Origin of the sequence: Marinobacterium stanieri, from assembly GCF_900155945.1 — a bacterium.
GTDB classification, from domain to species: Bacteria; Pseudomonadota; Gammaproteobacteria; order Pseudomonadales; family Balneatricaceae; genus Marinobacterium; species Marinobacterium stanieri.
In genome coordinates, this window is the sequence record NZ_FTMN01000002.1 from 298,148 (window position 1) to 310,279 (window position 12,132).

Annotated in this window: 12 protein-coding genes and 8 tRNA genes; 1 reads left to right on the top strand and 19 read right to left on the bottom strand. The window is 55.3% G+C overall.

Going from position 1 to position 12,132, the window contains the following annotated elements:
- Position 1: 1 nt before the first annotated feature.
- Entirely contained in the window at positions 2-886 is an 885-nt protein-coding gene (locus tag BW956_RS06275; RefSeq protein ID WP_076461707.1) for a TIGR01777 family oxidoreductase, read from the bottom strand.
- Positions 887-966: 80 nt separating this feature from the next.
- Here BW956_RS06275 and BW956_RS06280 point away from each other — a divergent pair, with 80 nt between their 5' ends.
- Complete coding sequence (locus BW956_RS06280) at positions 967-1,578, top strand: riboflavin synthase subunit alpha (RefSeq protein ID WP_076461709.1); 612 nt, start codon at positions 967-969, stop codon at positions 1,576-1,578.
- 5 nt (positions 1,579-1,583) lie between these two features.
- On the opposite strand, the gene BW956_RS06285 is transcribed toward BW956_RS06280, so the two are convergent.
- The 18 genes from BW956_RS06285 to BW956_RS06370 all read right to left on the bottom strand — a co-directional run bounded on the left by BW956_RS06285 (position 1,584) and on the right by BW956_RS06370 (position 12,121).
- Entirely contained in the window at positions 1,584-2,138 is a 555-nt protein-coding gene (locus BW956_RS06285) for a hemerythrin domain-containing protein (protein ID WP_076461711.1), read from the bottom strand.
- A gap of 85 nt (positions 2,139-2,223) precedes the next feature.
- Positions 2,224-3,030, bottom strand: coding sequence for an AlbA family DNA-binding domain-containing protein (locus BW956_RS06290; RefSeq protein WP_029511327.1), 807 nt, complete (start codon positions 3,028-3,030; stop codon positions 2,224-2,226).
- A gap of 8 nt (positions 3,031-3,038) precedes the next feature.
- Entirely contained in the window at positions 3,039-3,425 is a 387-nt protein-coding gene (locus BW956_RS06295; RefSeq protein WP_010325350.1) for a hypothetical protein, read from the bottom strand.
- Between the two features lie 64 nt (positions 3,426-3,489).
- Positions 3,490-6,108, bottom strand: coding sequence for an aminopeptidase N (pepN, locus tag BW956_RS06300; RefSeq protein ID WP_076461713.1), 2,619 nt, complete (start codon positions 6,106-6,108; stop codon positions 3,490-3,492).
- A 13-nt stretch (positions 6,109-6,121) separates the two neighbouring features.
- Entirely contained in the window at positions 6,122-6,955 is an 834-nt protein-coding gene (locus BW956_RS06305) for a DUF2797 domain-containing protein (RefSeq protein WP_076461715.1), read from the bottom strand.
- The gene (locus tag BW956_RS06310) at positions 6,948-7,217 is read right to left on the bottom strand and encodes a YeaC family protein (RefSeq protein WP_010325347.1); all 270 of its coding nucleotides are present in this window, start codon (positions 7,215-7,217) and stop codon (positions 6,948-6,950) included. Before BW956_RS06310 ends, BW956_RS06305 begins: the two co-directional genes overlap by 8 nt.
- A gap of 32 nt (positions 7,218-7,249) precedes the next feature.
- Entirely contained in the window at positions 7,250-8,110 is an 861-nt protein-coding gene (locus BW956_RS06315; RefSeq protein ID WP_076461717.1) for a rhomboid family intramembrane serine protease, read from the bottom strand.
- Positions 8,107-9,090: a metallophosphoesterase gene (locus BW956_RS06320; RefSeq protein ID WP_076461719.1), complete on the bottom strand. Its 984-nt coding sequence runs from the start codon at positions 9,088-9,090 to the stop codon at positions 8,107-8,109. Before BW956_RS06320 ends, BW956_RS06315 begins: the two co-directional genes overlap by 4 nt.
- 3 nt (positions 9,091-9,093) lie before the next feature.
- Entirely contained in the window at positions 9,094-9,981 is an 888-nt protein-coding gene (locus BW956_RS06325) for an NAD(+) kinase (protein WP_010325344.1), read from the bottom strand.
- A 40-nt stretch (positions 9,982-10,021) separates the two neighbouring features.
- Complete coding sequence (locus BW956_RS06330; protein ID WP_083702956.1) at positions 10,022-11,008, bottom strand: 1-aminocyclopropane-1-carboxylate deaminase/D-cysteine desulfhydrase; 987 nt, start codon at positions 11,006-11,008, stop codon at positions 10,022-10,024.
- 260 nt (positions 11,009-11,268) lie between these two features.
- Positions 11,269-11,345 (bottom strand) — tRNA-Asp (locus BW956_RS06335).
- A gap of 6 nt (positions 11,346-11,351) precedes the next feature.
- Positions 11,352-11,427 (bottom strand) — tRNA-Val (locus BW956_RS06340).
- Positions 11,428-11,475: 48 nt separating this feature from the next.
- Positions 11,476-11,552: transfer RNA gene (locus BW956_RS06345), tRNA-Asp, on the bottom strand.
- Between the two features lie 4 nt (positions 11,553-11,556).
- A tRNA-Val gene (locus tag BW956_RS06350) sits at positions 11,557-11,632 on the bottom strand.
- 47 nt (positions 11,633-11,679) lie between these two features.
- Positions 11,680-11,756: transfer RNA gene (locus tag BW956_RS06355), tRNA-Asp, on the bottom strand.
- A gap of 4 nt (positions 11,757-11,760) precedes the next feature.
- Positions 11,761-11,836 (bottom strand) — tRNA-Val (locus tag BW956_RS06360).
- 128 nt (positions 11,837-11,964) lie between these two features.
- Positions 11,965-12,041: transfer RNA gene (locus tag BW956_RS06365), tRNA-Asp, on the bottom strand.
- 4 nt (positions 12,042-12,045) lie between these two features.
- Positions 12,046-12,121 (bottom strand) — tRNA-Val (locus tag BW956_RS06370).
- Positions 12,122-12,132: the final 11 nt, after the last annotated feature.

Sequence of the window (12,132 nt, forward strand, 5' to 3'; positions counted from 1 at the left end):
TTCAGGTCTTGATAACCGCTTTCAGTGCCGGCTCAAGGGTGCGGTATTTGAAAGCATAACCCGCCGAATTAAGGTGCACCGGCACCACTCGCTGCCCTTCCAGCAACAATTCACTGGCCTCACCCAACAGCAGACGCATGACAAAAGCCGGCATGCGAAATGCCGCTGGTCGTTTCAACACCTTGCCCAGGGTCTGACAGAACTCTTCATTGGTCACGGGCTCCGGCGCCGTCAGGTTAAAAGGCCCACGCAATGAAGGGTTGTCGAGCAGGTATAAAATAGCTCCGACTTCATCATCCAAATGAATCCATGACATCCATTGCTGACCATCACCAATAGGGCCGCCCAAGCCAAGCCGATACGGTGGCAGCATTTTGGTCAAGGCGCCTCCAGGCCCCAGTACGACCCCTGTACGCACCAGGCATACCCGAGTACTGGCCGACTCTGCCACCAGGGCCGCCTGCTCCCAGGCATTACAGAGCTCATGCGGAAAGCCGGCTGCCACCGGTGCATTTTCATCCAGCACTTCATCCTGGTGCGAACCGTAATAACCGATTGCGGAACCACTCACCAGCACGGCAGGCGGCACATCCCGTGTCTGCATCCAGCTGACAAGGTCACGTGTTAAATCGATACGACTGGCACGCAGTAATTGCTTGCGGGATTCACTCCAGCGCTTATCGACAATGGGTGCCCCCGCCAGATTCACAACGGCATCCACTTTACCTGAAATGGCCTGTAAGCGGTCAACCGTGACCACACCCGTCATGGCCGGCACCTTGCCGGGCTGGCGGCTAAGGATCACCACCTGATCACCACGTTGCGTCAAGGCACGGGTTAACGCCTGACCAATAAACCCGCTTCCCCCGGTCACCAATACTCGCATCTGCACACTCCCTGATGGTTTCAGGTACTATTACGCCCTGATAGCCGTTACGGATTCACACGTTAAGAGGTTAGCACAGCATGTTTACAGGTATCGTCCAGGGGGTCGCTCAGGTCAAGGCCCTGACACGCAAACAGGGTTTGGCGCACTTGCAGATTGAGCTGCCACTGGAAAACGCCGACCGTCTGGAAAATGGCGCCAGTATTGCACTCAATGGCACCTGTCTCACGGTGACCGATTTTGAGGGACCACTGGTCCAGTTTGATGTCATCGACACCACACTGGAGCTGACTAACCTGGGGACTCTCGATGTGGGCTCCTGGGTCAATTTCGAGCGCGCGGCACGCGTAGGGGATGAAATTGGCGGCCACCTGATGTCGGGCCACATCCTGTGCTGCGCCGAGGTACTGGCAGTTGAGTATCCCGATGCCAATAACTGCCATATCCGTTTCAAAACGCCGGTAAACGCCGCTCCTTACCTGCTACCCAAAGGGTTTGCAGGCCTGAACGGCTGCAGCCTGACTCTGGCAGAGTCGGACCAGGAAAGCTTCAGTGTTTCACTGATCCCGGAAACACTCGAGCGCACAACTTTCGCCCGGCTGCGCCCCGGCGACCGCGTTAACCTGGAAGTTGACCCGCAAACACAGGCCGTCGTGGATACCGTACAACGGTATCTGGCCAGCCAGGCGTGACCCGGTCACGCCTCGGCGTTCATGTCTTCCATTAGTGCCCTATAGAGTTCCCGATACTCCTCTGCCTGGTGTTCGCCAAACAGGGGATCGGGATTCTCGGGTATTTTGGCGGCCAGCGCTTCCCAATCCTGCTCACTCCCCAATTCCTTGAGGCGTGGAAAGATTTTGGCTTCTTCAAAGTCCAGATGGTTCTTTTCCGCCGTGACAAACGCATCCAGCTGATCCGTGAACTGATCCATCGGCATGACGGCATCATTGAGAATCGCCTCGATGGAGTCAGTCAGCCTGGTTGATAGCTGTTTGAGATCGCGGTGCTCCTGTTCACATTCGGCAAAATGCTTATCAAGCTCGCTGTCTCGACCACGGAAAAATTCATACATCAGATCTTCATGGGGGTGATGGTACTGGTCGGCGTAGTCGCCAACATAGCTGACCACATCGGCCATCAAGGAGAAGTCGGGGTGGACCCCTTCGCGCAGTCGGACAACCTTGCGCTGCAGGATATCCAGCAACCGCGTCAGGTTGATATGGTCTTGGTGCAATTCAGACAAGGTATTCATCTTGGCACGCTCCCGATCACATTGGTTACCCTCACTATAGCTGACTCAGGTGTCTACTTGTTGATACCTGTCAAAGCCGACTCAGTCAGTGGTTACCATTGCTATCGCTGTCCAGAAGGTCCAGCAACATGCCCAGCTTGTGCTCAATATCCTGGAGCAGGTGCTGCCCCTGATCATTGATCACAGGCGCAATGCTGTTCTCCAGCTGGACGATACCATCCTGGCTTTGCCTTAGGGCCTGCATGAGATTACGTGAGCGCTTCTTATTGCTGTCGGTCAGCTGCTCGATACGCGACAGCGTACGCTGCAGTTGCTGATCCAGGTCGTACAGATGCTCACTGACGCCCAGCATGCCTTCGCTCAAGGAGTGGTTAACGCTACCCAACTGAACCTCGAGCTGTTGCACCGCCTTGCGGAACCGGGACAGAAAGAGATCACCTTCCCGCTCCATGAAAATGGCCAGCAATTCTTCCGGCAGCATGGCGCGGTTACGCCCATCGGTACGAATGGCGTATTCACCTCGCTGGGTACAGTACGGCTTGCGTGTACCGCTGGGGATTTCGATACGGAGGATAGGTTTGGAAGCGGCGAGATTTTCGGTAAACAGCTGCACTTCCACATTGGGAATACAACCGGTGGACTTGTTGATTAGCGTCAGGCGCGCCTTGTCGTCCACTTCACAGCCAACCACACGGCCGCGTTGCACGCCGTCTGTGGTGGTGTATTCATCAATCCCGATGAGCAGGGTACCGCCCAGCGGAGCATTGGCAAAGGCGACCAGATCAGCACTTCTGACCGCCTGCACTTCACGCTTGAAATCGACGTTAAGCCCTTCAGGCAGCGCCAGCAAGTGGCGTGTCCTGCGGCTTAAACGCCGATATTCACGTTGCATGCGAGTACTTAGCTGTACAGCGCTTCATCGAACGGGTCCAGCGGTGCTTCCAGCTGTTCGTCCGTACGGCGGTACAGGATACGCCCCTCAAACTTCATACCCTTGGACGCAAACCAGCGCTCGGCAACTTCCTTGCCTTCTTCTGCCTGGGATACGCGATACCAGGCAGACATAATACGGTAGAAGTACAGGCCGAACAGGCCAGCCGCAGCACCGAGGAAAAACTCGGAAGCCAGAGCGAAAACCATCAATACGACACCGGCTACCCAGACGCGACTGCCACGCGCATCCTTGAGTATTTCATTGGCAGTCAGGCATTGATCATAAAACTTCAGATAACGACGGTAGTTCTGTTGCAAATCGAATTTGTCGCTTGAATCGAAAACAGCGTCCATTGGCATGTCCTTAACCAGTTTGTTATTGCGGGGCCTGTAAAAGACCCCAATACGTCATTACTTATCAAACAAGACTCTTGCTGACTACTTCATATACATCAGCCGAGAGATCATCGGTATCCATCATTCGTTGTAGTTGCTTCTGCATCAGCGCACTACGTACCTTATCATAGCGTTTCCAGCGTGTTAGCGGTGTCAGCAAACGTGCGGCAACCTGTGGGTTCTGCTTGTCCAGACGCAGAACCCAGTCTGCCAGCCAGGCATAGCCTGAGCCGTCTTCGCTGTGGAAATGCATGGGGTTCTGACCGCAGAAGGCCCCGACCAGAGAGCGCAGCTTGTTCGGATTGCGGGCATCGAACACCGGGTGCTCACTCAATGCCTGTACGCGCTCCAGAGCACCTTCCGTTGGGTCTGAGGCCTGTACCGCCAGCCACTGGTTCATCACCAGAGACTCATGCTGCCATTGCAGGTAGAACTGCTGCAACAGCTCTGCGGCACTTTCACGGTGACGGGAGTGCGCCACCAGTGCAAGCGCCGCCTGCTGATCGGTCATGTTGTCGCTCTGCTCAAACTGCTGTCGCGCCAGCTCCAGCCAGGGCTCAGCCCCCGTCGCCATCAGATAGCCCAGCGCCAGGTTTTTCAAGCTGCGACGGCCAATGGAAGCCGCATCCGGTGAGTAGCTCTCGTCACGGGTATCGCAACGCTGATAGGCCGCCAACCACTGCTGTTCAAGTGCCTGCGCCAGCGAGGTGCGAAGGAACTCACGCACTTCATGAATGGCCACCACATCCACCTCATCGGCCAGCTCTGCCAACAGGGCCTCGGACGGCAGTCGCAGGCACTGAGCCAGCATGGCCGGATCCAGGGCTTCATCCTGCAGCAGCTGCTTCCAGGCTTCGACCAGCGTTGCCGGAAGCTGCAACGCCTGACCGTTTTGCCAGTCACGGATCAAGTTCTGCATCAGGCGTACACAGACACGCTGACCCGCATCCCAACGGTTGAAGCCATCCGTATCATGACGCAGCAGCATCAACAGCTGCTCATCGCTGTAGTCGTATTCCAGCTTGACCGGCGCAGAGAAGGCTCTCAGCAGTGAAGGTACAGGGCGGCTTTCGAGACCGGAGAAGACGAAAGCTTCTTCCTCCTCACGTACCTCCAGAACTCCGGAGCGCAATTCACGACCCGCTTCATCCAGCAAACCATAGGCAAGAGGCAGATGGTAAGGCTGCTTGTGTTCCTGCCCCGGAGACGGCGGGCAGCTTTGCTTGACGGTCAGGCGATATTCGCCTGCATCCGCATCCCAGCGGTCTGTCACGTTCAAGCGCGGTGTGCCGGCCTGGGAGTACCAGCGACGGAACTGGGACAGATCACGCCCGGATACAGCCTCCATGGCAGCCACAAAGTCATCTGTGGTTACTGCCTGACCATCGTGACGCTCAAAGTACAGATCACTGCCTTTCCGGAACAGTTCGGGGCCCAGCAGGTTGTGCAACATGCGTACAACCTCTGCCCCTTTCTCATATACGGTCAGGGTGTAGAAGTTGGAGATTTCAATGAAGGACTCCGGCCTTACCGGGTGCGCCATGGGACCGGCGTCTTCCGCAAATTGCGCGGTACGCAGAAGAGAGACGTCTTCAATGCGTTTTACCGTACGCGAGTTCATGTCAGCCGAAAATTCTGCGTCACGGAACACGGTAAAGCCTTCCTTCAGGCTTAGCTGGAACCAGTCACGGCAGGTCACACGGTTTCCGGACCAGTTATGGAAATATTCGTGGGCTACCACGCCTTCAACACGCTGAAAACCACCATCGGTCGTGGTTTTCGGGTGCGCCAGCACACAGGAGGTGTTGAAGATATTGAGACCCTTGTTTTCCATGGCCCCCATATTGAAGAAATCGACCGCCACGATCATGAAGATATCGAGGTCATACTCGCGACCGTACACCTCTTCATCCCAGCGCATGGCATTCTTCAGCGAGGTCATGGCGTACTCGAGCTTGTCGAGATCCTTGTGCTCGGCATAGATGCGCAAGGCCACTTCACGTCCGGAGCAGGTGGTGAAGCTGTCTTCCAGCAGAGCCAAGTCGCCAGCAACCAGCGCGAACAGGTAGGCAGGCTTGGGCCAGGGGTCTTCCCAGGTCACCCAATGACGCCCCTCTTCTGCATCACCACTGGCCACCGGGTTACCGTTGGACAGAAGCACGGGATACTGAGACTTGTCAGCAGTCAGCGTGGTGCGAAAGATGGACATGACGTCCGGGCGATCCGGGAAGAAGGTAATGCGACGAAAGCCTTCTGCCTCGCACTGAGTACAGAACATGCCATCGGATTTGTAGAGCCCTTCCAGCGCCGTATTCTCATGAGGCAACAGGCGCGTCACACACTCCAGAACAAACTGGTCAGGCACATTATTGATGGTAAGCATACCCGCTTCGCGGCGATAGTCCTGCGGCTCCAGCACCTGGTTATCGATACTCAGGCGCAGCAGCTCCATACCGTCATCACCATGCAGCTGCAGCGGTTCAGGCTTGCCACTCACCTCGGGGTTGGCCTTGATATTCAGGCGCGCCCGAACCAGGGTCTGCTCTTCTTCCAGCTCAAAATTCAGCTCAGTGTGCGTCACCAGCCAGGCCGGTGGGCGATAATCTTCCAGATAAATGGCTTGCGGCTGCTGTGCAGACATGAAAGCTCCAAACTTAAAAACTGAGTTCGACGTTATAGGCAGCAAACTTGCGAATATTGATAACTCCGGTATCGAGGATCAAGTACTGCCCCTTGATCCCCTGCAGCACACCTTCCACGACCGGGTTCTTATCCAGATTATGGGTTCCGACCTTGGCAGGATATACCTCTACAGGGTAATTGATCTCGACCACTTCGGCATCCAGTTCACGGATGGCTTCTACGCCGTACTCCTCGCGCAAGCTATCCAGCTGCAGCGCACAAAGATTCAGCAAGCGGTCGCGCTCGGCCTTCAGGTCCAGAGGCTCAACCTGCCCCTTCAGCATGGTTCGCCAGTTGGTCTTGTCACTGACATGTGCTGCGATGATTTGTTCAATCAAACCGGAATGCAGACGAGTATCCACTTCCAGAATAGGCAGTGCCTGTATGGCACCCTGATCCATCCAGCGCGTAGGGACCTGTTCACCCCGTGTAATACCGACCTTGATGCCCGATGAATTGGCCAAATAAACCACATGAGGCTGGAAACAATGTCGTTCACCCCAGGAAGGGTCACGACAGGTTCCTTCGTGGTAGTGGCACTTTTCCGGTTTCACAATACAGGAATCGCACTGGGGCAAACGGGTAAAACAGGGGTAGCAGAAGCCCTGGTTAAAGCTTTTGCGGGTTTTACGGCCACAATGCTGACAGTGGATCTCGCCGGTGTATTCAAGACGGATAGGCTGGCCAATCAGAGGAGCCATATCCACCAGCTCATCATCCAACGGCAGCTGGTAGTGCACGGGAGCCTCCAGTTGCGTCACCATCTTGCGCAGGTGACCACTGGCCCGTAGAGAAAGCTCAGTCATCAGTCAGTATCTTCAGCGTCTCGGGTTGTAAAGGGTCACTACCATGTTGACGACCATCCGGGCGGGTACGGTCGATAAAGCCAACGCGCTCCTGCTCCGCAACCTGATGGCGGTGCTCATAGGCAATGACCGCACGCAGGCTGGTTTCCCGCTGCTCCTGACTGAGGCGTTCACCATTAGGCCACTTGCCCAGCTCAACTGCACGCCGCAAGGACCGATAAACCTCCGGCGCCATTGTTTCAATCATCTTTTCGAACGTCATGCCACTCTCCGGTATTTCAAGCAGTCATTCTATCATAGCGAAGCACGGCCTCGCTGCAGCCGGCGCCCGACGGGCAACCACAGCAGACCGGCCAATAACCCCACCAGGTGTGCCGTGTTGGCAATGGCACCAAACCCCAGACTTCCCAACATTCCGGTATAGCCCAGCGCCACCCAAAACAACATGAACCCCATCAGCGCTGGCGGCAAACCGAACCTGGGCGTCTGCTTTTGCCGATCCCACAGCCAGCTGTAGGCGATCAAAGCAAAGACCACTCCAGACATACCGCCAAAAACCGGTCCGGTATGCCAGAACTGGGCAAGATTCGACAACAAGCCACTGAACATGACCAGCCCCAGCAGGGATAACCTCCCCTGCATGGCTTCCATGCGGCCACCCACCAGCCATACCCACAATAAATTGAACAGGATATGCATGAGACTGAAATGCATGAAGATGGGGGTCCATAAGCGCCACAACTGCCCCGAGGCGAGCACGTCTGACACCGAAGGATAACTCAGCGTTCCAGCGGAAAGTGAAAAGGGTGCAAAGCTGAAGAAGGATAACGTGTTCAGGTCCTTGCCGAAGCCGATCAAAATACTGACGACAAAACTGCTGGCAATCAGCAGCAGGGTAAGCGGCAACTGCTTCAGCGAAGGGGCCGGCGAGAAACGGCGACGTCGAGCGGGTTTGAGCTGGACCTGCTCCAGAGACTCCCCTGCCCGCCAACGTGCAAACAGGTGCTGTACGGTTTCGGCATCAGCGGGATTTTGCAGCCAGACAACCTGATAGTGCTCGCTTTCAACCACCCGGTGCGAAATGCCACTGCGCCACAGGCAGGCCGTAAACTCCGTGAGGTCCTGACCCAGAGGCACCTCCAGCACAGGGATCACGAAGCACCCACCTCAGGATCTATCAGGTGCACTTCACGGGCAACATCAACCCAGACAAACTTGTCCGGTTGCATCACTGTTTCATCATCGAGTCGATAGGCCACCAGCTTACCGAATTTAACGGCGCTGTAATCAAGGCAGGTGATATTATCGGTTATTGGGCTCGGAGTACCCTCACGCCAATAGTGTCCGATAAAGAGCAGCTTTTCGGTGTCACCGTAGTACAGCAGATCTTCCCGCTGTGCATTGTTTATCGGCAAGCGCGCCAGGTGTGCAGGTAGCGGGTCCGGCTGGAATACCACATCCACCAGATACTGGGGATCCGGCATCCAGAATTTGGTGCGGAAGAAATGGCGTCTGAAACCATCCTTGCTGACCATCACTTCATCGTTAGGGAGGCGCAGATGGGTGCCCCGCAGAAGTCGATCCATCACTTCCCACTCAAAGCTGCCCTCTTTTGCCGAGCGCTCAAGAAAACCTCGGTCGATTCGATTACCGCCCATTTTCTGCTTGAAGGTTTCGATCAGTTCATTATGCCAACAGGCGTGTACTACCCTGAAATTTTCGAATTCGATAAACAGCGGTAGCTGCAGGAACCACTCCATGTATTCCTGCTGTTCATCCCCATAGGGCGATAACTGTTCCAGCGTCTGCTGCAGGATGCGCTTATGCCTGGGTGTATGCTGGCGCAGATATTCTCCGGGCTTTTCGGGATCCGGCGTCACGTAGCAGAGATAGTTGTACTCGTGGTTCCCCATCACGATCTCGGCATGCCCCGCTTCCACCATATCGCGCACGATATGCAGCGCTTCGCGTATGTGCGGGCCGCGATCAATGATATCGCCAATAAAGACCACCTTACGCTGCGGATGCTGGTAAACGCCGTTTATCTGCCGATACCCCATCCTGGCCAGCAGCATCCTCAGGCTGAGTGCACAGCCGTGAATATCACCAATTAGATCGTATCCCTGATAGGCCACGCTTTACCCCTGCTCTCCAAACTTGGTACCCCAGCCCAGCTTCTCGCGACAGGTGCGGTAAAAATCATAGTCACGCGGGTGCAACAGCTTGAGCTTATGCGAATGCTTACGGATGGTAATGCTGTCACCGGGTGACAGGCTCTGGTTTACCTGACCATCGCAGGAGATGACCGGATAGGTCTTGTTATCCTCACTGATCACCAGCTTCAGCTCACTGTTGCCATCCACCACAATGGGACGACTGGACAGGGTGTGCGGAAACATGGGCACCAGCACCAGGGCATCCAGCTTGGGATGCATGATTGGACCACCACCCGAAAGCGCATACGCCGTTGACCCTGTGGGCGTCGAGACAATCAAGCCATCCGATTTCTGGGTGTATACGAACTGTCCTTCGATATAGAGCTCAAACTGGATCATTCGTGTTGCCTTACCCGGGTGCACCACACAGTCATTCAGACCGGTCATCTCACCAATCGGCTCACCATCGCGCTTGACCTCCACGTCCAACAGGAAGCGGGTATCGACCATATACTGGCCAGACAGCACTTCTACCAGCTTTTCCTCAAAATCATGAGGGGGAATATCGGTCAAAAAGCCCAGGTTGCCACGGTTGATTCCGAGCACGGGAATCTTGCTTTTGGCCAGCGAACGCGCCGCACCCAGCAAACTGCCATCACCACCGACCACAATCGCAAGGTCACAAATCTCGCCCATCAATTTCTGCTTGCAGACCTGCTGACCATGCCCAGGCATCACTTCCGCGATGGACTGATCCAGGATTACATTCAACCCCCGGTCATCCAGAAAGCGTATCAGGTCTTTCAAGGTATCGATGACCGACTTGCTTCCCAGGCGCCCGATCAAGCCAATATTACGAAAGTTATCCATGCCCGCTTGCACTCTCCAGGTTGGTGATGTGTTTACCGCATTATAAAGGCAAAGGCCCGACAAATTCAGGGGCCAAAGCACTGAGCCGATCTGCAAACCCTCGATTTCCCTGAAGGCCGCCAGTATGCAGCATCAAAATACGACTATGCGGTTTTATTCGGCACTGCACAATCCTTCTTTGGAGGGCTCTCAATGCCTTGACTGTGTATACAGGATCCAGATCCAGGCCATACCCATCCTGCATTTGCCGCACCAGCGCCGCCTCTTCTGCGTTCAGGCGTGCATATCCAGCACCCTGAGACGCAGGATCCAGAGACCACTTGCAGCGCACCGCTCCCTCGGCCTGTTGCAGCAAGGCACTAATATCCTGCTCCAACCATTCACCGTATTTAAGTACCGGCACTCCGATCACCTCGACACTCGATGGCGCCCCGAACAACACGCCCGCCAGGGTCCCACCCGTACCCACAGGAAGAAAGACGGCATCATATTCACGCTCACTGAACACAGGATGTTGCCAGATCGAGGCCACGGCCGGCAGCGCTGCGGCCTGACTGCCTCCCTCTGGCACCAAGTGCCCGGGGCCGAACCGTTCAAGCAAAGATTGCAGGTAATCGGGGTGCGTGCGCTGCCGATATTCTGCACGGGTAACGAAATGAAGTTTCATACCCCAGCGACGCGCATCCGTTAGCATTGCGTTACTGGCATACTCGGGCTCACCACGAATGATTCCGAGAGTAGGAACAGAGAAATGTGCTCCGGCGTATGCTAAAGCATGAATATGGTTTGACCAGGCACCACCAAAACTGAGCACTGGCATGCCGGTTTTACGCGCCGATTCAATAGCGGGCTTGAGCTTGAACCATTTATTACCACTGACCAGTGGGTGAATTTGATCCAGCCGCATAATATCCAGGGTAACGTCCCGGCACCGAGTAAGTGGCGTAATCAGCTCATGGACAGGCACACGAAAAAGGTCGCCACCCAACTCAAGCTCATACTTTTCAGGCTCATACTTTCCTGACACGCACTCCTCCCCCGAGCCACTCAGCACCCACCACTCATAGACCCCAAGCGTACTATTTAAAGGAAATATTATTACCCAGAACGCCTCGCGACCAAATCAGGCAACAGATCGACTCCACCATTGATCAAAATGCTGGATTATCAGAACAAGACAGATGAGTAGGAAACAAGTGCTAAGAAGGGACAATTCGTAGTGCAAAGGCGCACAGAACTAATAATGAAGGTGGTTTTAAACAGAACCAGGATTGGCCCTTAAAGAAGTGGCGGAACGGACGGGACTCGAACCCGCGACCCCCTGCGTGACAGGCAGGTATTCTAACCAACTGAACTACCGCTCCGCGTTTTGGTGGGCGAAGAGGGGTTCGAACCCCCGACCCTCTGCTTGTAAGGCAGATGCTCTCCCAACTGAGCTATTCGCCCAAAACGTCGGCTTTTTTTTACAATCTTGTCAGCACTTCGACAAGAAGATGGCGGAATGGACGGGACTCGAACCCGCGACCCCCTGCGTGACAGGCAGGTATTCTAACCAACTGAACTACCACTCCGTTTTGGTGGGCGAAGAGGGGTTCGAACCCCCGACCCTCTGCTTGTAAGGCAGATGCTCTCCCAACTGAGCTATTCGCCCAAAACGTCGGCTTTTTTTACAATCTTGTCAGCACTTCGACAAGAAGGTGGCGGAATGGACGGGACTCGAACCCGCGACCCCCTGCGTGACAGGCAGGTATTCTAACCAACTGAACTACCACTCCGTTTTGGTGGGCGAAGAGGGGTTCGAACCCCCGACCCTCTGCTTGTAAGGCAGATGCTCTCCCAACTGAGCTATTCGCCCAAAACGTCGGCTTGTTTACAATCTTGTCAGCACTTCGACAAGAAGGTGGTGGAATTTCCGGGACTTGGCGACCCTCGATTCCTATGAGAGCTGACAGGCAGGTATTCTAACCTTTCATCTCTCAAGATTGGCGGAATGGACGGGACTCGAACCCGCGACCCCCTGCGTGACAGGCAGGTATTCTAACCAACTGAACTACCACTCCGTTTTGGTGGGCGAAGAGGGGTTCGAACCCCCGACCCTCTGCTTGTAAGGCAGATGCTCTCCCAACTGAGCTATTCGCCCAAAACGTCGGC